The 22566-nt window shown below is 61.9% G+C and carries 15 protein-coding genes; 11 read left to right on the top strand and 4 right to left on the bottom strand.

Translation table 11 applies throughout. The annotated features are described in order from the left end of the window. Nucleotides 1–24: 24 nt before the first annotated feature. Together ABIB56_RS01595 and ABIB56_RS01590 are read left to right on the top strand one after the other, a co-directional pair. Complete coding sequence (locus ABIB56_RS01595) at nt 25–816, top strand: TspO-related membrane protein (RefSeq protein ID WP_354567055.1); 792 nt, start codon at nt 25–27, stop codon at nt 814–816. Further along, nucleotides 813–2393: an MFS transporter gene (locus ABIB56_RS01590; RefSeq protein WP_354567054.1), complete on the top strand. Its 1581-nt coding sequence runs from the start codon at nt 813–815 to the stop codon at nt 2391–2393. The genes ABIB56_RS01595 and ABIB56_RS01590 overlap by 4 nt, the downstream gene beginning before the upstream one ends. Nucleotides 2394–2507: 114 nt before the next feature. Here ABIB56_RS01590 and pip read toward each other — a convergent pair whose 3' ends face one another. Continuing rightward, nucleotides 2508–3464 (bottom strand): prolyl aminopeptidase, encoded by a 957-nt coding sequence (pip, locus tag ABIB56_RS01585; RefSeq protein ID WP_354567053.1) that lies wholly within the window; start codon nt 3462–3464, stop codon nt 2508–2510. A gap of 341 nt (nt 3465–3805) precedes the next feature. On the opposite strand from pip, the gene ABIB56_RS01580 reads away from it, so the two are divergent. Genes ABIB56_RS01580 through ABIB56_RS01555 form a run of 6 tightly spaced genes read left to right on the top strand, consistent with a single transcriptional unit; the run spans nt 3806 to nt 16585 of the window. Further along, the gene (locus tag ABIB56_RS01580; protein WP_354567052.1) at nt 3806–5344 is read left to right on the top strand and encodes a sugar transferase; all 1539 of its coding nucleotides are present in this window, start codon (nt 3806–3808) and stop codon (nt 5342–5344) included. After that, entirely contained in the window at nt 5344–6585 is a 1242-nt protein-coding gene (locus ABIB56_RS01575; protein WP_354567050.1) for a DUF1972 domain-containing protein, read from the top strand. Before ABIB56_RS01580 ends, ABIB56_RS01575 begins: the two co-directional genes overlap by 1 nt. Beyond that, entirely contained in the window at nt 6582–12692 is a 6111-nt protein-coding gene (locus ABIB56_RS01570) for a beta strand repeat-containing protein (protein WP_354567049.1), read from the top strand. The genes ABIB56_RS01575 and ABIB56_RS01570 overlap by 4 nt, the downstream gene beginning before the upstream one ends. Nucleotides 12693–12718: 26 nt before the next feature. Continuing rightward, nucleotides 12719–13846 (top strand): glycosyltransferase, encoded by a 1128-nt coding sequence (locus ABIB56_RS01565; protein ID WP_354567048.1) that lies wholly within the window; start codon nt 12719–12721, stop codon nt 13844–13846. 10 nt (nt 13847–13856) lie between these two features. Continuing rightward, nucleotides 13857–15206, top strand: coding sequence for a hypothetical protein (locus ABIB56_RS01560; protein ID WP_354567047.1), 1350 nt, complete (start codon nt 13857–13859; stop codon nt 15204–15206). Between the two features lie 11 nt (nt 15207–15217). Continuing rightward, the gene (locus ABIB56_RS01555) at nt 15218–16585 is read left to right on the top strand and encodes a tyrosine-protein kinase domain-containing protein (protein ID WP_354567046.1); all 1368 of its coding nucleotides are present in this window, start codon (nt 15218–15220) and stop codon (nt 16583–16585) included. A 25-nt stretch (nt 16586–16610) separates the two neighbouring features. Here ABIB56_RS01555 and ABIB56_RS01550 read toward each other — a convergent pair whose 3' ends face one another. The 3 genes from ABIB56_RS01550 to ABIB56_RS01540 all read right to left on the bottom strand — a co-directional run bounded on the left by ABIB56_RS01550 (nt 16611) and on the right by ABIB56_RS01540 (nt 19061). Beyond that, nucleotides 16611–17258 (bottom strand): DUF4352 domain-containing protein, encoded by a 648-nt coding sequence (locus ABIB56_RS01550; protein ID WP_354567045.1) that lies wholly within the window; start codon nt 17256–17258, stop codon nt 16611–16613. Further along, nucleotides 17258–18055, bottom strand: a complete 798-nt coding sequence (locus ABIB56_RS01545; protein WP_354567044.1) for a CDP-alcohol phosphatidyltransferase family protein — start codon at nt 18053–18055, stop codon at nt 17258–17260. The genes ABIB56_RS01550 and ABIB56_RS01545 overlap by 1 nt, the downstream gene beginning before the upstream one ends. A gap of 64 nt (nt 18056–18119) precedes the next feature. Then, on the bottom strand, nt 18120–19061 hold the full coding sequence (locus ABIB56_RS01540) for a glycosyltransferase family 2 protein (RefSeq protein ID WP_354567043.1): 942 nt from the start codon (nt 19059–19061) through the stop codon (nt 18120–18122). Between ABIB56_RS01540 and ABIB56_RS01535 the strand changes: the two genes are divergently transcribed. The 3 genes from ABIB56_RS01535 to ABIB56_RS01525 are packed head-to-tail and all read left to right on the top strand — an operon-like array spanning nt 19030 to nt 22509. Further along, a complete protein-coding gene (locus tag ABIB56_RS01535; RefSeq protein ID WP_354567042.1) occupies nt 19030–20526 on the top strand; it encodes a phenylacetate--CoA ligase family protein in 1497 nt (498 codons plus the stop codon). The genes ABIB56_RS01540 and ABIB56_RS01535 overlap by 32 nt on opposite strands. Before the next feature lie 28 nt (nt 20527–20554). Beyond that, on the top strand, nt 20555–21556 hold the full coding sequence (locus ABIB56_RS01530; RefSeq protein ID WP_354567041.1) for a glycosyltransferase family protein: 1002 nt from the start codon (nt 20555–20557) through the stop codon (nt 21554–21556). After that, the gene (locus ABIB56_RS01525) at nt 21553–22509 is read left to right on the top strand and encodes a glycosyltransferase (RefSeq protein ID WP_354567039.1); all 957 of its coding nucleotides are present in this window, start codon (nt 21553–21555) and stop codon (nt 22507–22509) included. Before ABIB56_RS01530 ends, ABIB56_RS01525 begins: the two co-directional genes overlap by 4 nt. Nucleotides 22510–22566 lie beyond the last annotated feature (57 nt).

Below are 22566 nucleotides of genomic sequence, written 5' to 3'. Positions count from 1 at the left end.
CTAGCTGATGAATTGGAGCCGTCGATGGCACAGCCCCGCGACACCCTGCGCCAGACCGTGGTCATCGCGAGCGCCGTGCTCGCCATAGCGGGAGCATTCGTCGGCTCCGGCGCCGCTGGCGGTACACCGATCCAGAATGCGGCCGGTGGAGCACTCGCCGCCGACGCCACACCGATCGCCCCCGGCGGTCCGGCCTTCGCCGTCTGGACGCCGATCTACATCGGGCTGTTCACCTACGCGGTCTGGCAGGCCCTCCCCGCACAGCGCACCGATGCGCGGCAGCGCCGGCTCGGCTATCCGGTCGCCGCCTCACTGCTGCTCAACGCCGCGTGGATCCTCAGCATCCAGTTCGGCTTCCTCGCCCTGAGCGTTCCCGTCATTGCGCTGCTACTCGTCGTGTTGGTCTGGGCGTTCAGGGTAACGCTCGCCTCACGGCCGAAGAATATCGTCGAGACGATCGTGGCTGATGGCGCGATCGGCCTCTATCTTGGCTGGGTCTGCGTCGCGACCGCCGCCAACTTCACGGCACTTCTGGTGGCGGCTGGCTTCGACGGGTTCGGCATCAGTGCGGATACCTGGGCCGTCGTGATCATCGCGGTGGCCGGCCTCGTCGGGGTGCTCGTGGCGATCGGCGGACACGGGCGTCTCGCCCCGGCAGCTTCGCTGTCCTGGGGTCTCGCCTGGGTCGCGATCGCGCGACTGAGCGGCGACCTGCTCTCGACGCCGGCTGCGATCGCCGCCATCGTGTCGGTGATCGTCGTGGTCGTGCTCACGGTGCTGATCCGCATCCGCTCTCCGAGGCTGGTCACCGCGTGAGTTCCTCCCGCCGCCGCTGGGCAGGCCTTGTCTTCATCAGCGTCGCCGTCGCGCTGATCATCGTCGACTCGACGATCGTCAACGTGGCGATCCCGTCGATCATCGAAGACCTCGACATCAGCTCCACCCAGGTGCAGTGGGTGCAGGAGAGCTACACGCTGGTGTTCGCCGCGCTATTGCTCGTCTTCGGAACACTCGCCGACAGGTACGGGCGACGCCGAATGCTCGTGATCGGCGTCACCATCTTCGCGCTCTCCTCGGTGCTGGCGGCGCTGTCCCAGTCCGGAGACCTGCTGATCGGCTCCCGTGTGCTGCAGGGCATCGGCGGCGCGATGGTGCTGCCGACCACGCTCTCCCTGATCAACGCGACCTTCCGCGGTCGAGAACGGGGCATCGCCTTCGCAATTTGGGGCTCGACCATCGGCGGCATGGTCGCGGTCGGCCCGCTGCTCGGCGGCTGGCTCACCACCTACTTTTCCTGGCGCTGGGCCTTCGGCATCAACGTGCCGCTCGGCATCATCATCGTCGTCGGCACCCTGGTCTTCGTGATCGAGTCGAAGGATGCTGCGGATTCCAGGCGCATCGACGTCATCGGGGCGATCCTCTCCGTGCTCACCAGCGCATCCCTCGTCTTCGGTCTCATCGAAGGGCGCACCTACGGTTGGTGGCTGGTCAACAAGGCGCCATCCAGATGGCCATTCGAACTGTCGCCCATCCCGCTTTCTTTCGCCGTGACGGTCGTGGCCGGCGTTGCCTTCGTGATCTGGGGACTGCACAGGCAGAAGTCGGGAAAGACGACGCTTCTCGCGTTCAGCCTGTTCCGCATCACCTCGTTCCGCAACGGTAATATCGCCGCGCTGATCGTGGCGCTCGGTGAGTTCGGGATCATCCTGTCACTGCCGCTCTGGCTTCAGAACGTGCTGGGCTACGACGCGCTGCAGACCGGTTTCGTGCTGCTCGCTCTGGCCATCGGCTCGTTCGTGGCGAGCGGGTTCGCCGGCGCTTTCGGCAACCGGATCTCGCCGGTCACCGTCGTGCGGGTAGGGCTGCTGGCCGAGATCGCCGGCGTGGCGGGGCTCGGGTCCATGATCTCCGCCAACACGAGCTGGGGCATGATCGTGCCATTCCTCTTTGTCTACGGCTTCGGCGTCGGGCTCGCGACCGCGCAACTCACCGGCGTCGTGCTGAAAGATGTTCCTGTCGACCAGAGTGGTCAGGGTTCCGGCACACAGAGCACGGCCAGGCAGATCGGTTCGGCGCTCGGTATCGCCATCCTCGGAACCGTGCTGTTCACCTCCGCTGGCACAGCCCTGGACGCGAGGCTCAGCGACCTGCCGTCGGCCGCACGCACCCAGATCGTGGATGCCGTCGTCGACAGCGCGGGCGCCGCCATCCCCGGCCTCGAGAAGCAGGACAAGGCTGTCGCGACCGCCGCCCGCGAAGCCTTCAGCGACGCCACCCGCTACGCGGCATTCGCGGCGGCCGGATTCCTCGTACTCGGCTTCCTCGCGACGCTGAGGCTGCGCGGGGTGTCGGTCGACCGGGAGGAACGGGAGCGGGCGGCATCCGCTCCCTGATCAGGACCGGGCAACCCTGCACGCATCGGGACCGCTCGCCGCGGGAGAAACCCGGCGCCTCTCGCCCCCAGGGAAATCACTCGCGGTATGGGTATATGCCGCTTTGGGCATGAGCTAATTAGCGAAGCGATCGGTGGCCTCGATCAGGGCGCTGAGGATGCCCGGCTCATCGAAGGCGTGGCCGGCATCTGGCACCATCACGAACTCCGCTTCAGGCCATGCACGATGTAGGTCCCAGGCGGTGACTGGTGGCGTGCACACGTCGTAGCGCCCCTGGATGATCACTCCGGGGATGTCGGCCAGGATGCCGGCGTCCCGGATCAGTTGCCCCTCCTCGAACCAGCCCTTGTTCACGAAGTAGTGGTTCTCGATCCTGGCGAAGGCGAGGGCATGGTGCGGCTCGGCGAACTTGGCCACCACCTCCGGACGACGGAGCAATGTGATGGTGGACGCCTCCCAGGTGGACCAGGCCACCGCCGCCGGGCCGTGGATGGCGGCATCCGGATCATTGAGGAGGCGATGGTAGGCCGCAATGAGATTGCTGCGCTCGTCGAGGGGAACGGGTGCGAGAAAGTCTTCCCAGAGGTCGGGGAAGAGTTCCTCGGCCCCACCCTCGTAGAACCAGTCGAGCTCCGAGGCGCGCAGGGTGAAGATGCCGCGCAACACGAGTTCTGTGACGCGCTGCGGATACGTCTCCGCGTAGGCCAGCGCGAGCGAGCTACCCCACGATCCGCCGAAGACCTGCCAGCGATCGACGCCGAGGTGTTCGCGCAGCCTTTCCAGGTCGGCGACGAGATTCCAGGTCGTGTTGCTGCTGAGGTCGGCGCCGGACTCGCTGGCGTGAGGGGTGCTCTTTCCTGATCCGCGCTGGTCGAGCAGGATGATGCGGTACCTCGCCGGATCGAAGAGCCGGCGATGATCCGGCCCGCTCTCCGCGCCGGGACCACCGTGCAGGAACACGGTCGGCTTGCCGTCCGGGTTGCCGGACGTCTCCCAGTAGATGTTCTGGCCGTCACCGACATCCAGCATTCCGGAGTCGTGGGGTTCGATTTCGGGATAGAAACTGCGCATTGTTTGAGCCTAGCTACCCCAATACGGGGGCGTCGCACTATGCTCTCGCGTGGCGGCTTCGAGGAGCACGAGCCTCCTCTCACCGACTATTCACACGGAATTCACGGAGATTTCGGCGAATGCGAAGGCGCACCCCCCGAATGGGGGGGTATACGCCGGATGGCATTTACCAATATTGTCGCCATTACTCCGCCATGTATGGTTGGAAATTACCCACGCAACGAGGCAACCCCTAGCAACGTCTCGCTCTCCCACCCAGGAGAATCTGACACGTCTCGTGTGCCGTCACCCAACGGCATTCATGCGCGGTCCCTGTAAAACCCGAACTGCAGGAATACCCGATGAACGACATTACGGTTCCCCGAGCCGACCCTCGCGCTATTGGCGCGCAGCGCCTGCGTCTAGGCCACCGCACCCGACTCACCCACGAAGCGCACGCAACTCGCCTTCCGGTTTCCGGCCTCCCATGGGCTCGTGCGTACTGCTCAAGGCTACGCATCACCGACACCGCGATCATCACGATCGCCGTGGTGATCACCTTCTTCGCACGCTTCGGATTCGCCGACCCCGTCTCACTCGGCACCCCGAGCGGTGAACGCTATGCGTACATGTCGCTGCTGGTGATCCTGGCCTGGTCGATCAGCCTTGCCGCGTTCCGTACCCGTGACCTTCGAGTAGTTGGAGTCGGCGCGAACGAATACAAGCGAGTCGTCAATGCCAGCACTACGGTGTTTGGACTCATAGCAATCCTGTTCCTCGTCGCACAGGTCGATACAGCCCGATGGTTCTTCATAGTCGCGGCGCCTTTGGGCGTGGTGGGCCTCCTTGCCAGCCGCTGGACCTGGCGCAAATGGATCATCGCCCAGCGAAGGTTCGGCCACTACCTCTCACGCGTCGTGGTCGTCGGCAGTCGCGCGGACGTCGAAAAGGTCGTCCGCCAGATCGACAAGAGCTCCGGAGCGGCTTATGCCGTCGTCGGCGCCGTCCTCGACGAGGAATACTCGGAGTCCGACAATGGAATCCTGCGCAACCTCAGCGTCATGCGCGACCTCAATCGTGTCGCGGAGTACGCCACGATGCTCGGAGCCGACGGTGTCGTCGTCGCCGGCCAGCCAGCGACGGGAAGCGACTTCATCCACGATCTGGCCTGGGAGCTCGAGGGCAAGACCGTCGAACTGATCCTCGCAACCAGCCTCGCGAATGTGGCGGGACCGCGCATCCACTTCCGTCCGGTCGACGGCCTGCCGCTGCTGCACGTGGAGATTCCCCAGTTCGAGGGAGGCAAGCACCTGCTCAAACGCGTGCTCGACGTGGCTGTCTCGGCGACGGCGCTCATCGCGCTCAGCCCGCTCTTCCTCCTGCTCTCCGTGATCATCAAGGCGGATAGTGACGGCAAGGCCTTCTTCTCCCAGGAGCGCGTCGGTCGTGGCGGACGCACCTTCCACATCCTCAAGTTCCGCTCCATGGTCGCGTCTGCGCCAGACCAGCTCGCCGAGTTGATGTCAAAGAACGAGGGAAGCGGCCTGCTCTTCAAGATGAAGAACGACCCGCGCGTCACCCGAATCGGCAAGACCCTGCGCAAATACTCGCTCGACGAGTTTCCGCAACTCTGGAACGTGCTCGTCGGCGACATGAGCCTGGTGGGACCACGCCCACCGTTGCCTCACGAGGTGGACGGCTACGAGGACCACGTTCGTCGGCGGCTCTACATCAAGCCGGGCCTCACCGGAATGTGGCAGGTCAATGGTCGCTCAGCCCTCAGTTGGGAGGAGAGTGTCAGGCTCGACCTCTACTACGTGGAGAACTGGTCGGTGGTCGGAGACCTCATGATCATGTGGCGCACTGTGCGGGTACTCATCAATCCGGTCGGCGCGTACTGATGGCGCGCAGATCGGCTCCGGGCAAGCTCAAGATCGCGATGATCGGTACCCGGGGCGTACCGGCCGCCTACGGCGGATTCGAGACAGCAGTCGAAGAGATCGGCAGGCGTCTCGTCGCGCGCGGCCACGAGGTCACCGTCTATTGCCGTCATATCGACGGCCCTCGCACCAAGACGCATCTCGGCATGAAACTCGTCTACCTTCCCGCCTTGCGGTTGAAAGCTGCCGAGACCCTGAGCCACACCGCCTTCTCGGTGATGCACGCCGCCGTGACTACAAAGCACGACATGGCATTCGTCTTCAACGCGGCGAATGCCCCCTTCGTTCCCATGCTTCGTGCACGGGGCATCCCGACAGCCGTCCACGTCGACGGCCTCGAGTGGATGCGCGACAAGTGGAGCGGAGCGGGTCGCCGCTACTATCTCGGCGTCGAGAAGCTCGCCGTGAAATGGGCCGATGCACTCATCGCCGACGCCAAGGGTATCGCCGACTACTACGCCAACAAATTCGACGCCGACACGGAACTGCTCACCTACGGCAGCCCGATCCTGCGCGATGCGGCGTCCGACCGTCTCGCCGAACTCGGACTCGAGCCGGGCAGGTTCCACCTCGTGGTCGCTCGCTTCGAGCCGGAGAACCACGTCGACATGATCGTCAAGGGTTTCAGCCAGAGTGCGGCCGAATATCCGCTCGTAGTCGTTGGCAGCGCTCCTTACTCAGCTGCCTACACCAGCTCTATCGAGGCAATCGCTTCGACAGACCCCCGGGTCCACCTTCTCGGTGGCGTCTGGGATCAGGAACAGCTTGACCAGCTGTACGCACACGCCCTTACCTATGCCCATGGGCACTCGGTAGGGGGCACAAACCCGTCGCTGTTGCGCGCGATGGGGGGCGGAACTCCGGTGCTCGCGTTTGACGTCGAGTTCAATCGGGAAGTTCTTGGCGAGCACGGGATGTACTTCGGTACTCCGGATGCTTTCCAAGAACGTATCGACTATGCCGAGCGCCACGCCTCCCAGCTTCTAGTGCTAGGGCAGCGCCTTCAGCGACGGGCTGAGCTTACTTACAACTGGGACGACGTCGCGGAGGGTTATGAAGACCTCGCAACCCGTCTTGCCAACGGATACAGCATCCACAAGACGCGCCGACCACGCGTAACCGCCGATCGTCCCATTGCGATCGCCGAACCTTCCCACACCATGATCAGCACCTCCTCCCGAACCGATTCGAGAATCTCATGAACACGATCACCATCCAGCGTCTGCCCCGCTTCATCGCCGTGGCTCTGGCACTCGCGCTCTCGGTCGGAATCGTCCTCGCCTCGCTGCTTATGATGCCGACCGCGGCGCGGGCAGACACTGCCCCGCTCGACCCCGCGAACCCGTCAACGCCGGCGACGGTGAGCGCCGACGCGCTGCCGACCACCCAGATTGACGGGGTTGCCTGGTCGCAGGTGGTCGTCGGTGACACTGTGTACGTGGCGGGCAGCTTCACAACCGCCAGGCCCGCAGGTTCGGCACCAGGAGTGAACACAGTTACTCGCAACAATCTGCTGGCCTACAACATCACCACTGGCGCACTCATCACGAGCTTCGCACCCAGCCTCAATGCTCAGGCTCTTGCCATCACTGCCTCACCGGACGGGTCACGCATTTACGTCGCCGGCGACTTCACGGCCATCGACGGCGTTCCGTACTATCGGCTCGCCGCTTTCAACACTGCGACTGGCGCGGTTATCCCCTCCTTTCGTCCGATCCTGAGCGCGCAGGCACGGTCGGTCACGGCCACTAACAGCGGCGTCTACGTCGGTGGAGTATTCAAGAGCGTCAACAGTCAGCCCCGGGGCTTTGCTGCCCAGATCAAGGCTTCGGATGGCTCTCTCACTGCGTGGAATCCTCAGGCAAACTCCACAATCCAGGCCAGCGCCCTCACTCCCGACGGCAGCAAGCTGATCATCGGAGGACGATTCGATACGCTCGGAACAACTGAGGCGCTCGGCCTCGGAGCAGTCGACGCCACGACTGGAGCCATCCTCCCGTGGGCGATGAACCAGAAGGTGCATGACTACGGCGACAAGGCCGCGATCACTTCGCTCTACGCGACATCCGACCGTATTTATGGTGTCGGTTACGACTTCGGTAGCGGCCACCCGCAAAATCTCGAAGGCATGTTCTCCGCTGACCCGAACACGGGCGAAATGATATGGCTCGAAGACTGTCACGGAGACAGTTATTCGGTGTTCTCGATGGGCGATGTGGTCTACGACGCTGGGCACCCCCACTACTGCGGCAACATCGGCGGCTTCCCGCAGACATCGCCGAAGTGGACGTTCCACCACACAGTCGCGTTCAGCAAAGTCGCGACTGGCACGATCACCAACGACCCGTACGGCTATCCCAACTGGGCGGGCAATCCGTCTCCGACGCTGCTCAACTGGTTCCCGAATTATGTAACCGGCTCGTATACGGGGCAAGGCCAGGCGGCCTGGAGTCTCGCTGGCAACTCGCAGTATCTCGTCGCAGGCGGAGAGTTCCCCTACGTCAACGGCATCGCCCAGCAAGGTCTGACCCGTTACGCGGTACCGGCCATCGCCCCGAATAAGGTTGGGCCGAACACGAACACGGCACTCGTGCCCAATGTGGCCTCATTCACCAGCGGCGAGGCGCGCATTTCTTGGACTGCAACCTATGACCAGGACAACACCAACCTCGTCTACAGTCTCGTTCGCGACCGCGCAGCCAACACCAACCCGATCTACACGACAACCCAAGCGTCGACCTTCTGGCAGCGCGCGAGCATGGGGTTCATCGATAAAGGCTTGGTGCCGGGGAGCACGCACACTTACAAGATCTTTGTCACTGATCCATATGGCAACTCAACCTCTCGGCCGAGTACTCCAGTGACCATCTCCTCCGCAGTCGGCGGCGGCGATTACGCCACAGCCATATCCGCGGACTCTCCTACGACATATTGGCCACTCGATGAGACGTCAGGAACAGCGGGACTCGATCACGCGGGGTTCAACGACCTTCTCGTAAGCGGCGGCGTCACGCGCGGAGCGGCCAGCCCCATCTCGACCGCGACCGCGACCACCTTCGACGGTGCGACCGGCACGGCTGCGAGCCAGAACAGTCTCGTTTCACCCGACAACTTCACCACCGAAGTGTGGGTGCGCACCGCCTCGAACTCCGGTGGAAAGATCATTGGCTACGGAAGTGCGGCAACCGGCAATTCGGGCAGCTACGACCGACAGACCTACATGGACAACAGCGGTCATATTACCTTCGGTGTCTACACCGGCAACACCGCGACTGTCACGTCGAGTGAGTCCTTCAACGACGGCGCTTGGCACCAGGTGGTCTCGTCGCTCGGCTCCAACGGCATGCGGCTCTGGATCGATGGCAAGCTCGCGGGCTCGCGCAGCGATGTCACCTCAGGTCAGCCCTATTCCGGATACTGGAGGATCGGCGGCGACAACCTCGGGGGTTGGCCGAACCAGCCGAGCAGCTACTATCTGAACGGCGACATCGCGCAGGTCTCTGTTTTCCCGGCCGTACTCACCAAGCAGCAAGTCGTGAACCACTTCGTCGCGAGCGGTCGGACTTCTCCGATCCCCACAGCTCCGACGGATACCTACGGTGCGGCGATCTACTCCGCTGACCCGGTACTCTTCTGGCGGCTCGGCGAATCCTCAGGCACCGCAGCGGCCGACTCCGGCCAGGAAGGCAACCCCGGAACCTATTACGATGGCGTGACGCAGAGTGTTGCTGGGCCGATCTCGGGCAACACCGCCGCAGGTTTTGGATCCGGCGCCGTGGTTTCGAGCAATAGTTCGTTTAACAACCCATCAACCTATTCACTAGAAACCTGGTTTAAGACGACCACTCATTCCGGCGGAAAACTGATCGGCTTCGGAAACAACCAGTCCGGCCTTTCCGACAACTACGACCGCCACGTCTACATGCAGGATGACGGAACTCTCGTGTTCGGCACCTACACCGGCCAGACGAACACCGTGACGAGTCCTGCCAGCTATAACGACGGATCCTGGCACCACACAGTTGCGACCCAGTCGGGTGACGGGATGAAGCTCTACGTTGACGGCGTTCTCGTGGGTACCAACCCACAGACAAGTGCTCAGGACTACAGCGGGTACTGGCGAATCGGTGGTGACAACACGTGGGGCTCGTCGAGCCCTTGGTTCGACGGAACGCTCGACGAGGTCGCCGTATACGGCGACTCCCTGACAGCGAAAACGGTGGGCGACCACTACTCGCTCGGAACGACGGGGGCTCTGCCGAACGCGAAGCCGACAGCGGTCTTCACCGCATTAGTCGATCATCAGGATGCAGCGTTCGATGCAACCACGTCGAGCGACCCAGACGGCACGATCGCCTCGTATGCCTGGGACTTCGGCGACGGGACTACCGGCACCGGTGCCACCACAACTCACCACTACACACAGACCGGCAGCTTCGTCATTGCTCTGACTGTCACCGACAACCAGGGGGCGATTAGCACGGAAACCCACTCGTTGACGGCTATCGCACCGAACGTCGCGCCGACGGCGCTCTTCACCTCCAATATCAACGAGTTGGCTGCAACGTTCGACGGAAGTGCTTCCAGCGACACGGACGGCACGATCGCAACCTACGCCTGGGTCTTTGGCGACGGTTCAATAGGTACCGGCGCGACGACCAATCACGTCTATGCCGTCGGCGGCACGTACACGGTGACTCTCACAGTGACCGACAACGAGGGAATGACAGGGACCGTGAATCACTCAGTGGTCGCTATAGCTCCGAACCAGGCTCCGACTGCGGCGTTCTCGACGAGCGCGGCCAACCTGGTCGCAAGTTTTGACGCGGCTAACTCTGCAGACCCGGACGGTGCTGTGGTCTCCTACGCCTGGGACTTCGGCGACGCGGCGACCGGCAGTGGGAAAACTACCGACCATACCTACGCCCTGGCTGGCAGCTACGTCGTTGCTCTGACAGTGACAGATGACCGCGGAGCGACCAGCACGGTTACCAACTCAATCACCGTCTCGGCCGCTAACGTCGCACCGACCGCATCGTTTACGTCGACGACCAGTGACGCGACTGCGACGTTCGACGCCAGCGCCTCGACAGATCCGGACGGGTCACTTGCGACCTACGCGTGGAACTTCGGTGACGGCACGACCGGAAGTGGGGCGACTACCTCACACATCTACGCGAGCTCCGGCAGCTACAACGTCACGCTCGTTGTGACCGACAACAAGGGCGCGACGGGAACCGTCGATCACTCGGTGGCTGTGGTTGCCGCGAACGCACTGCCGGTCGCAGCATTCACCTCCACCGCCAACAACCTCGTAGCCGCGTTCGATGGCAGTACATCCGCCGATCCTGACGGGACGATCTCGAGTTACGCATGGAACTTCGGCGACTCCCAGGTCGGCACAGGAGCGACGGTATCGCACACCTACACCGCTGCGGGCAGCTACTCGGTGAGCCTCACGGTCACCGACAACATGGGAGCGACAGCGGTAATTAGTCGCCCTGTCACGGTCAACGCGGCCCCCGCTGCTGGCACGCTGGCGCATGATGCTTTCGGTCGCACTGCCACCTCAAGTTGGGGTGCTGCGGATCTCGGTGGAGCCTGGACGGTCACGGGTGGCGCGAGCAACTTCCAGGTGGCTAACGGAGTCGGCAAAATTACCATTCCCGGCGGGCAGACCAGATTCGCGACTCTCGGCTCGGTATCGTCGATCGATACGGACGTAAGGATGTCGGTCTCTATTGATGCGCTTCCGAGCGCCGGTGGTTCTTACACTGATGTGTTCGGCCGCAAGATCGGCAGCTCGTCATACGACGGTGAGGTAGTGATCAAGACAAACGGCTCAGTGCTTCTCGTGCTCGAGCAGGGCGCAACCCCGCTGAAGTCGGTGACGGTCGCCGGCCTGACATACACGCCTGGCACAAAGCTCAACGTGCGTGTACTGACGACGGGAACATCGCCCACCACCATCAACGCTAAGGTTTGGGCCGCTGGCCAGGCCGAGCCGGGCGCATGGCAGATCACCACAACGGACTCGACCGCCGCCCTTCAGGCTGCGGGCTCGATCGGAATCTCGTCCTATGTGTCGAGCATCGCGACCGGATCTGTGAGTACCAGTTTCGACGATTTCATCGCGACTACCAGTGCGGCTCCCGTCACTAACCAGGCACCCGTCGCCGCCTTCACGTCAACCGTTGCGAACCTCGCAGCGACGTTCGATGGTTCGACGTCCTCGGATGCCGACGGATCGGTGACCGGGTATGCGTGGAATTATGGTGACGGCGCGACCGGCATCGGCGCCACGTCATCTCACGCTTACGCAACGGCCGGTACATTCACGGCAAGCCTCACAGTGACCGATAACCAGGGAGCGACGACAACTGTCACGCATCCGGTGACTGTGACGGCCGTGGCTGCGAACCTGCCACCATCCGCCGCCTTCACCTCGAGTGTTGCGAACCTCGCAGCGTCGTTCAACGGCTCGACGTCCTCGGATCCGGACGGTACCATCGCTTCCTATTCCTGGAACTTCGGCGACGGGCAGACCAGCACCGGATCGAACGCTGCGCACAGCTATGCGACAGCTGGCACGTTCACGGTGAGCCTCACAGTCACCGACAACAAGGGCGCGACCGCGACGATCACACACCCGGTTACCGCTGTCGCACCAACCACTCCTCCTGTCACCGTGACGGCGAAGGCGGACTTCGGGACAGCTGCCACGAGGAGTTGGGGAACGGCTGATGTCGGCGGGGTCTGGACCAATTCCGCGCCTGCAGCGTCCTACCTCGTGGCCGACGGCGTTGGCAAGCATGTCGTGGCCGCCGGTGCGGGGGTGACAAGTATGCTTTCTTCGGTCAACTCCACATCGACTGATCTGACCACCACCTTCACCACAGACCAGTCATCGACAGGCGGCGGCCTATTCGTCTCGGGAATCGGGCGAAATGTCGGCACATCTAACTACCAGGCAACGGTCTGGATCCAGTCGAACGGCGTTCCGCAGCTCAAGCTGATGCAGGGGGACACCGCGCTCAAGGTTGCAAACCTCTCGGGTATCACCTACGCCGCCGGCACCGTACTGCAACTCCGCGTCCAGGTCTATGGCACCTCGCCGACGACAATCCGAGCCAAACTGTGGTCCGTCGGACAGACCGAGCCGACAGCATGGCAGCTGAGCACCACCGACACGACAGCGGCACTCCAGGTCGCCGGGTCTGTTGGACTGCGCAGCTATCTCTCCGGACTCGCGACGGCGGTACCGGTTACTTTCTCGTACGACAACTTCCTCGTGACGCCGCAGCAGTGAGTGATAGCCGCCGCAGATCGGTCTTGATGGCACACCCAGGTGCGGAGTTATATGGCTCTGACCGGGTGTTCCTCGAGAGTGTAAGCGGAATGATCGAGGATGACTGGGAAGTTGTCGTTACTCTCCCTGTTTCAGGTCCGCTCGTCGCCGCCCTTAAGGAGCGTGGTGCTGAGGTGCGACTGACGCCGACCCCCGTCGTCCGCAAGAGTGCGCTCCGCCCCCGAGGGATGCTGAAGTTCCTCGCCACGTCAATCGCCGGCGTTATATGCGGATCGCGGCTTCTTAATCGCACGCGCCCCGACGCGGTCTACGTCAACACCATGACCATCCCTCTCTGGCAAGTGCTCGCCCGTCTGCGGCGAATTCCCGTGCTCAGCCATGTCCATGAGGGCGAATCCTCGGCGTCGCCGTTGATTCGCTCGGCGCTCGCCCTTCCCTTGTTTCTTTCGACCACCATCGTGGCGAACAGCAAGTTCAGCGTGGGTGTGATCGAAAAGTCGTTCCCTCGCTTAGCGGACCGATCCGAGGTCATCTATAACGGGGTGCCAGGTCCCACCACACAGATCGATGCACGCTCGTCGCTCGACAGCCCGCTCCGCATCACCTACATCGGGCGGCTCTCGCCCCGCAAGGGTGTTGCAGTAGCCGTGGCTGCTGTGGGTATCCTTGCCGCGCGCGGAATTGACACCCACCTGGACCTCGTCGGCGCGATCTTTCCTGGCTACGAGTGGTATGAAGACCAGTTGCGTCAGCAGATCGTCGATCTCGGACTCGAAGGCCGTGTGCAGTTTCACGGCTTTCAGCCCTCGGTTTGGGAGCTTATGGCCGCCGGGGATGTTGTGGTGGTTCCGTCGATCGCGGACGAGCCGTTTGGCGATACTGCGGTTGAGGCCGTGCTGAGCGGCCGCACGGTAATCGCGAGTGCGACGAGTGGTCTCCTTGAGGCGACTGCTGGCTACACGACAGCGCGATCCGTCGAACCAGGCAATGCCGACGCCCTTGCCGATGCTCTGCAGGCGACAGCCGACCACTGGGGCACGACGTCGGGGGAAATGCGGTCCGATATTCATGCCGCACGACTTCGACATGGCCCAGAGCTTTATCGTCAGCGGATGGCGGGCAAGATCGGGACGATTGTTCGTACACCTCGATAACATGACACGCATGAACTTCTCCGGGGCGATCATCGATCGCTCCCTTCTTTTGCTACTCGCCGCCCTCATTGCAATCCTCGCCTACGTCGTGCTTCGCCGGTCCGCCAAGCTGGCAGTAACGGTCTGGGTGCTGACGATCTGCTTCGTACCGGTCTGGATTGGTGTCGGCATCGGATTCAGCGGAAGCCTCTTCCTCCCTCTCGCGTCAGTCACCGCGGTGCTGGTGGTAGCCGCCTTACTGCCTGCCGCGCGGCTTAGGATCGACCTCGCAGATGGTCTTGTCCTGCTGTTGCTCGTCGTCTCGGTGGCCGCCCTGCTAACCGGCAACCGCCCGATCGCCCTCGATTTCCTCGCCACGTTCGCCATCTACTACCTGGTGGGCTATTTGCTCGGCAGACTCGCGCCATCACGTGTTGACGTCGAGTGGATTTACGGCGTGATCGCCGTCGTGTTTACGATCGTCGCTCTACTCGGTATCGTCGAATTCCTGTCCGGGGTTAACTTCTTCGTGGAGTGGAAGTCCAACAACTCACTTTTCACCGCGTGGAGCTCGATCCAGGAACGAGGTGGCTTCAAACGCGCGGAGGGTGCCTTTGGGCACTCGATCGCCTTCGGTGCTAGCCTCGCGTTGGCGATACCGCTCACCCTCGCCTCGCGTTTCCGCTTCTGGATCCGCGGCTCGATGGTACTCGTGATGCTCACCGCGACAGCACTGACCTTCAGCCGTATCGGAATCGTCGGCGCACTGCTGGGCCTCGTGCTCTCTGTCCTCTTCCTCCGCGACGCGATGTCGGTGCGAATGCGTGTCGTCGCAATCATTGTCGGGACGGTTGCGGTGTTGTCCTTCTCGCCTCTTGTGGGCGTGGTCTTCACGGGTGCCGGAGATGAAGCGACTATCAGCGCGAGCTACCGCGGAGACCTGATTTCACTGGTTCCGGATATGAATGTAATCGGTGTCTCCGACATTGCACATCGCGGGCCGGGCGGCCAGATCTACTTCGGCGACTTCCAGTCCATCGATAGCCAACTCGTACTGACCGGGCTGTCCAGCGGGTTGCTGATCGTGATCGCTGTACTCATCGCGCTCATTGCCGCGATCGCACTCGTGCTTACGAGGCGCGCAAGCGCCCCTACCATTGCGGTAGTTGCGCAGATTCCGGCTTTCGCCACCGCTGCGATGATCACCCAGTACGCGATATTGGTCTGGTTTGTCATTGGCTTGGCCGTAGCAACCCAGATCGCCGCACGAAAGCACACGGCCAGCGACATCGCCGCTGGTCTCGAATTCAGACCCACGATCATGAGAACCAGCCGTCGCAGTCCGCACAAACGCGCCGATCCGGTGCCCACAACGCTGTAAGTTAGGCGAATATGAACACGAATTCCTATGTCGACGCCCTCCGCCGCTCATGGGTGGTGCTTGTTGTCCTCATCGTGCTCGGCGGCCTCGTCGGATTCGGTCTCTCGGCTCTCGCCAAGCCGGCATACACTTCGAGTGCAAAAATCTTCTTTGCGCCGGGCTTCAGCGTCTCGTCGACTGATCTCAACCAGGGCGCGACCTATACGCAGAGCCAGATGCTTAGTTTCGCTGAGCTAGCAACATCTCCCCTCGTTCTCAGGCAGGTCATCAGCGACGAAGAACTCGACACCACGCCGGCAGCGCTCGCGACAACCGTGGACGCAACCCCGCCGCCGAATACCGCAGTGCTCGTGCTCTCGGCAACGCAGGCTACGCCGAAAAAAGCTGCCGATGTAGCGAACGCTGTCGCCGCGCAACTCTCCGCTGTGGTCGAGGACCTGGCCCCGGCTACGACGACCAATCGCAAGGCGATCAGCGCGACGATCTTTGCCCCTGCGATTGCTCCATCCGCTCCGTCCGCGCCCAATACCTGGCGAAACTTGCTCGCCGGATTGCTTATCGGGCTGGTGCTCGGTGTGCTCGTTGTGTTTCTGCGCTTCCGCCTCGACACCCGCGTCCACTCATCGCGTGAGCTCACCCGGATCACGGACGCTGCTCTTTTGGGCACCATTGAAAGCACGAAGGTCACAGTTCATAGCTCGCCGCATGTAACCGAGAGCTATCGGAAGCTCGCCGGCACCTTGAGCTCAGCGATTGCCGGATCCAGGCCCGCCCTTCTGGTCGCTTCATCCACTCACGGCGAGGGTGTGTCGGAGATCGTGATCGGTCTCGCCGCCGCCCTCGCTGAACGTCGCCGTAAAGTGCTGGTGATCGATGCGAATCTCCGCCATCCGGTGATCGCGGAGAGAACCAGCCTCGATAACTCCAACGGTCTCGCCAGTCTCCTCAGGGATATCGCTCCGGCGAAAGAGCGTGAGGTCATTCAGACCTGGGACGAAGCCGGTTTCGACGTCGTTACCTCCGGCCCCTCGATCACGAACCCGAGCGCATCGCTTTCGTCTCCCGCGTTCGCCGAATTCCTCGTGAGCTGCCGCAAACGCTATGACGTGATCCTGATCGATACCGCGCCCGTTGTGGAAACCGCCGACGCTTCGATCCTTGGCGAGATCAGCGACGGCGTTCTACTCGTCGCTGACACTACCCGGGTGAAGAACAAACAGCTAAGCGATGCCATCGACACGCTCGATTCGGGCGCTGTCACAGTTTTCGGTGTTGTACTCAACCGCTTCCGGCTCGGGACGGGCGACAACCGAGCGGCGGTAGCCGCGACTACGAAGCCGCAGCGACAGCAGGAGTCGGACGCTCTCGAGTCCGTTTGATCAGTGGCTGCTGGTCGGCCTCGGTCTAATGGAAGACGACAATTGGACTCGTCGCATCCTTCGCGACGGTGATGATCAGCGAGTCCTGCTGATCCTTTGGAACGTTGAAAAGGAATCGACCGGTTGCCGACTTTCCCGAAGCGAGAGAGCCAGAGAACCCCGCCTTGCCTGAGTTGGTGCTGACCGGCGCCGCGGGCGTCTTGTCCGCTCCGTAGTAAACATTTACACCGACTTCATCGAGAGAGATCGAACTCGAGCCACTGTTGATGAACTGGATATCGATACGCGCAGCGGCGCCGCTCTTCTCCCCCACTTGAGTTCCCTGGGCAGTCACAAAATCGAGCGATGCGATCTTGACTGTGACAGATTCACCGAATGCTCCCGTGCCGCTCACGGGAACGGTGTCCGCGACCGGGGCACCGTAACTCGGATCGATTGACGGCTCAGGCGTTGAGATACCTCCAGCCGAGGACGGTGACGGCGTGGCCGACGATGATGTGGATCTCGATGGTAACGCGCTTGGCGTCGGGCTTACGGTTTTCTCTGCAGATGTCGACGAGGCCGACTGCAGGGCGACGACCACGGCAACGAGGATGAGGATGACCACCACTGCTGCGGCTGCGATGAGAAGGATCAACCGCCTCCGATTGATTACCGGCGTTGGTGTAGTCATTATGCGCCATCCCTCGCTGTGCCCACTGGTCGCGCCCAGCCCTGCAACTCGCGGAACCATTTCCCGAGCGCAAGTAACAGGAACATCGTGGTCGCGACAAACAGGAGCGTGTACACAACGAAAAACACGATCGGTGCCCCGAGAAGAACAAAGGACAGGCACAAAACACCATAATCCATGGGAATGACGAGTACTGCGCGAAGCCACGACGGACGCCCCGGGGCATCGGCGGCGAGTGATTGTGTCCCGTGGGCACGACGAAGCTGCTCAGTGAGGATCATGCAGAAGAACAACACTGCCGACACGATGGCGAATGCGAGGGGGACAAGTAGCCATCCCCGCGCGATGAGGTCAAAGCGATAGAAGGAGACGGCCACCGCAAGTGGCATTGTCGAGACCTTTGTGGCATCGACCATATGATCGAGCCATTCTCCTGCAGGGCTGCTCGTTCCCTGTAGCCGCGAGATCTGACCGTCAGCGGAGTCGAAAGCGTATCCGATGAGGAGCATTACTGCGATGACGATGCCGAGTATCCATGACGGTGGAAAAATGATCAGCAGAGCGATAGCGAGAAAGGTCCAGGCTGCGCTGATGAGCGTCACAGCGTTGGCGCCCAGTCCCAAACGGTGCGCACCTGCGGCCAGATATCGACCGAACCGACGATTGATGAATCGCGAATAGGCCGGGGCTGATCGAGCCGCTGGTTTCTGAGCAGCCTTCAGCCGGCTGACGATCTCACGATACGACTCGACGCGGGGCGCCGCAGAAGGGGCGTCGGGTACGCCAGATGCGGTCATATCGGCTCCAGCCTCCGGGCGGCGGGTCTCGCCACTGTGGCTGTAAGTATATGGCGCGCCGAGTTCAGCTTCCGCTCGCACTTCGACGCTTGAGCTCTGCGCGTGCAATCCGCCGTCCATGACGAAATCCACGAGCAGCGGCGAGCAGCGGCTTCGGCGAGTGGATCAACTGCCGGCGCCCCCCTTGCATGAGGATCTCCCACGACACTGCACATGCAACCCGCAGCCACGCACGGAGGTCAACGTCATCGAGATACAGGCTCGCGAAAATTAACCGGTTGCGAATGTTGTAGTAGTAATAGGTCGTCGACTTAGCTTGACCAACGTGGCTCGACGCCTTCTTCTGCGTGCCACCTTCCGCATGCACTGCTTGTGCCGACGGATGCACCGCGATGGTTCCCCCCACTTTCTGTATTCGCCAGGAGAGGTCCACATCCTCCCAATACAGGAAGTAGTCGCTTCGGAACCCGCCGACCAGCGCCCATAGTTCGCGACTGACCATCAGACACGCACCGCTCAACCATGGTCGGTAGCGATCTCCGTGCTCCGGGCTGCGACGACGAGCACCACGGATTCGCCCGTCAACGAGATACAGATCCGATCCGGCAAACCATACCGACCCGTCCGGACGCACAACCGTCGGAGAAAGAAGCTCGAGGGGACTCCGCGCCACGCCCTGAGCGAGTTCTTCAAGACTTGACCTGTCGATGGTCGCATCTGGATTCAGTAAAAGAAACGACGTCGCCCCGAGCGAGAGCGCCTGATCGACCCCGCGGTTCATTCCGATTCCGAAACCCTCGTTCACGTCCGACAGCACAGCGGTCCACCCGTGAAGGTCGGCCAGCGCTCGTACTTTCGCGCGTTCTTCCGAAGTGGTGAAGTTGTCGATGACAACCACATATGCCTCGGGTGTGGAGTCCACAACGGGGAGAAGGTTTTGCTCAAGGAGGTCCGACGAGCCGTAACTGACCACGATGATCGCGACCGTACTTAACAGGTCGGGCATTCCCATCAACTTTCGCCCCGCGGCTCCACTATTTCAACATCCAATTTCGGCCAAGAATACCGTTAGTCTATGGGCCAACCCGTGTCTGCTGCGCCCGAGCAACAGTGCGTGCCACGAGAGTGGGGAGGAACAGATCATGACTTTCAAACAAGCCGTCTTCGCCGCCAAAAAGTCCACAGTCCTGCGAAGAAGCCAGAACATGTACAAGCAACTTTTACGTGATCAGCATCTTGACCAGCATGAATCTGAAAAACTTCAGGCCGAACGCGCAATTGCTCATGCGCGCTTCGCGATGCAAAGCACCGAGTTCTATCGCGAGGTCTACTCCGGCGCTGGTTTTACCCTTAAGGATCTCGATGATCCTGCTGCTTTCCGCGAGCTTCCGATCGTGGAAAAGGCTGACGTGCGCGAGAATCCCGGCAAGTTTCGGTCGAGCGAAGCGACCGATCGAAATAGCAAGGTCTCCGTGACGGGTGGGAGTACCGGCGAACCACTTCGATTGCTCCGCGACCTGCGCACCCCGACGCGCACGCTCGAATGGCGACTGTTCGACTGGTGGGGCGTGGACCCATCAGACGACGTGGCGATCCTGGTGCGTCGGGTCCGAAGCGACCGTGCCGAGCTCGCCCACAGTCTGCAGTGGTGGCCGTCCAAGCGGTTCCAACTCGACGCCTATCGGATGACCGATGAGAAGGTCGACGAGTTTCTCGCACGCTGGGACAGGATCGGCCCATCTTTGCTGATCGGCTATGTCGGTGGCATCTCCGAGCTCGCGCAGATGCTTGCGACTCGGGGAATCCGGATTCGACCGCCACGAGCGATCGCGGTGACGGCGGCGCCGATGACTCCTGCGCAGCGGCAGCTCATCGAGTCGGCTTTCGGCGCTCCAGCCTTCGATCACTATCGTTCCGCTGAAATCCCTTGGATGGCCGGCGAATGTTCCGAACACAACGGTCTTCACACTTTCGCGGACGTGCGTAAAGTCGAAGTGCTCGACGGGTCTGGCCGACAGGTCGCACCGGGAGTTATCGGGGACGTAGTTGTGTCCGATCTCACGAACCGGGTGTTTCCGCTCGTGCGCTATCGCCTCGGCGATCGTACGACGCCGATCGCCGGTCCATGTGCCTGCGGAATCACACTTCCCCGGATCGAACATGTGACCGGGCGCATCTCTGAGGCGATGCGCATGCCGGACGGACAGATCGTTGCCGGTGAGGCACTTTCCCAGACGTTCAGCAGGAATCCAGCCGCTGTTCGTCAATTCCAGATCCATCAACAAGCCGACTATTCGATAGTCATCCGCTGTATCCCTGGTGGGGATCCTGATGCTCGGCGTGACATCGACAGTGCTATCGATCAAGTCCGGGACATCGTCAGGAATAAGGTTCCAGTGCGGCTCGAAATAGTTGAATCGATTGCCCACGACGGCGGAAAGATCAGGTACATCAAGAGTGACCTCAACTAGCCGCTCCTCCGCATACGGTTCGGGCCCCGTGACCGTCCTTCAATCTTTTCCCATCCCTCGTCCGACTACCAATCCCTACCTCATCATGCTGGGCGAGGCTCTGCGCAGGACGCCGGGGGTGACAGTGCTCAACTTCAGTTGGAAGACGGCATTGTTCGGTCGCTACGACGTCTATCACTCACATTGGCCGGAGATTTTGGTCGGCGGCCGCACCCCGCTTCGCCGCCTAACACGGCAGGCTCTCGCTCTCATGATTCTGATCCGTCTTCGACTCACTCGTCGACCGATCGTGCGCACCGTGCACAACGTCGAGCGCCCCGACGGACTCACAGCCCGCGAGTCCGCACTGCTTGATGTGATTGATCGACAGACGACAATGCGCATCCGATTGAACTCGACCACACGACTCCCCGACGGGGAGCGATTCAAGACGATTCCGCATGGTCACTATCGAGACTGGTTCGCTCGCTACGAGCCGCAGGAAATGCAGGATGGGCAGATAGGCTATGTCGGCCTGATTCGACGCTACAAGGGCGTCGAGGGCCTGGTTAGCGCATTCCGGGAGACAGAGGGGCGCAGAGAAGGTCTGACGCTGCGACTCGGCGGCAATCCCTCCACCTCACAGCTTGCTGCGTCGGTCGCATCCCTGGCTGATGGAGATCGGAGGATCGAACTCCATCTCGCTTACCTCAGTGATGCGGAACTCGTGGAGATCGTGACCTCTTCGGAGCTCGTGGTGCTGCCCTATCGCTTCATGCATAACTCTGGAGGTGCTCTGGCCGCGCTGTCGCTGAACCGGCCGGTTCTCGTACCCGATAACGAGGTGAACAGAAAACTGAGTGATGAGGTCGGCAGCGGTTGGGTGCATCTGTTCGATGGTGAGCTGACCGCAGAATCGATCATCACGGCGCTCGACGCGGCAGCCGTGCGAGCTGACCGGCCTGATCTCAGCGCCCGCGATTGGGATCGGGCGGGCATCGAACACGCCGACGTCTATCGAGCAGCTATCGATGCGGGGCATCGACGATGACGACTGCGGTTTCGCCGATTGTCGTGACCGTGGCCATGCTCACTTTCCAAAGGCCGACGGAACTAGCTCGCGCCGTTTTTCCGACCTTGAAGCAGGTTCTTGAAGTCAATAAATCGCCGTCGACCGCCGCGACAGTCGAACTCCTCATCGTGGACAACGATCCGACCGGCAGTGCCCGTGGCTATGTCGAGTCGTTGGGGTTCGCAGCCGTCCGATACGTCGTCGAGCCGGAGCCCGGCATCACTGCCGGCCGCAATCGTGCGCTTCGTGAAGCGGAGGCCTCGGATCTCCTGGTTTTCATTGACGACGATGAGGTCCCCCGCGCCGGCTGGCTGAGTCCTCTCATTGAGATGTGGCGACGCACCGGAGCCGCCGCCGTACGTGGACAGGTCGTCTCGCTGTTCGATGTCGAACCCGATCCATGGGTAGTTGCCGGTGAGTTCTTTGGGCGCCCGCCAATGACGACCGGCGACAGCCTCGCTGTCACTGCGACGAACAATCTGCTCCTAGATTTGCAGCAGGTTCGATCATTCGACCTTCACTTCGATGATCGACTCGGGCTCAGCGGCGGCGAAGACAATCTCTTCACCCAGCAACTCACAACTAACGGTGGTCGGATTGTCGCCTGCAGCGAGTCCGTCGTTGACGAGTTCGTGCCGGCGTCTCGCAGCACTCGCCGTTGGGTTCTGACCCGGGCGCGGCGCGGAGGCAACACCGCGAGCGTGATCGAACTGATCCTCGCTCCCAAAGGCGCGAGACGGTCGATGGTCCGAGCGCGGGCAGCGATCGGAGGTGGTTTCCGCGTTCTCGGTGGCAGCGTGCGCTACCTTGGGGGTCTCGCCCTCCGATCGAATCGTCATCAGGCTCGTGGTCTACGCGCGGCCAATCGCGGCATTGGCATGGTGACTGCCTCTTTAGGTGTCGTCGTGCAGGAATATGCGCGAAAGAAATGATGCTTTAATCAGGTCACCATGTGGATACTCGATCCCTGGGCAGATGCTATCTTCTCC

It is taken from the genome of Glaciihabitans sp. UYNi722 (assembly GCF_040549465.1).
In the GTDB taxonomy this organism is placed as follows: Bacteria; Actinomycetota; Actinomycetes; order Actinomycetales; family Microbacteriaceae; genus Lacisediminihabitans.
This window is presented reverse-complemented; position numbering and strand designations above follow the sequence as displayed.

Coding starts and splice junctions, on each gene's coding strand:
- ABIB56_RS01595 (WP_354567055.1), top strand. CDS start 25: ATGGCACAGCCCCGCGACACCCTGCGCCAGACCGTGGTCATCGCGAGC.
- pip (WP_354567053.1), bottom strand. CDS start 3,464: ATGCGCAGTTTCTATCCCGAAATCGAACCCCACGACTCCGGAATGCTG.
- ABIB56_RS01580 (WP_354567052.1), top strand. CDS start 3,806: ATGAACGACATTACGGTTCCCCGAGCCGACCCTCGCGCTATTGGCGCG.
- ABIB56_RS01575 (WP_354567050.1), top strand. CDS start 5,344: ATGGCGCGCAGATCGGCTCCGGGCAAGCTCAAGATCGCGATGATCGGT.
- ABIB56_RS01570 (WP_354567049.1), top strand. CDS start 6,582: ATGAACACGATCACCATCCAGCGTCTGCCCCGCTTCATCGCCGTGGCT.
- ABIB56_RS01565 (WP_354567048.1), top strand. CDS start 12,719: ATGGCACACCCAGGTGCGGAGTTATATGGCTCTGACCGGGTGTTCCTC.
- ABIB56_RS01560 (WP_354567047.1), top strand. CDS start 13,857: ATGAACTTCTCCGGGGCGATCATCGATCGCTCCCTTCTTTTGCTACTC.
- ABIB56_RS01555 (WP_354567046.1), top strand. CDS start 15,218: ATGAACACGAATTCCTATGTCGACGCCCTCCGCCGCTCATGGGTGGTG.
- ABIB56_RS01550 (WP_354567045.1), bottom strand. CDS start 17,258: ATGACTACACCAACGCCGGTAATCAATCGGAGGCGGTTGATCCTTCTC.
- ABIB56_RS01545 (WP_354567044.1), bottom strand. CDS start 18,055: ATGACCGCATCTGGCGTACCCGACGCCCCTTCTGCGGCGCCCCGCGTC.
- ABIB56_RS01535 (WP_354567042.1), top strand. CDS start 19,030: ATGATCGCGACCGTACTTAACAGGTCGGGCATTCCCATCAACTTTCGC.
- ABIB56_RS01540 (WP_354567043.1), bottom strand. CDS start 19,061: ATGCCCGACCTGTTAAGTACGGTCGCGATCATCGTGGTCAGTTACGGC.
- ABIB56_RS01525 (WP_354567039.1), top strand. CDS start 21,553: ATGACGACTGCGGTTTCGCCGATTGTCGTGACCGTGGCCATGCTCACT.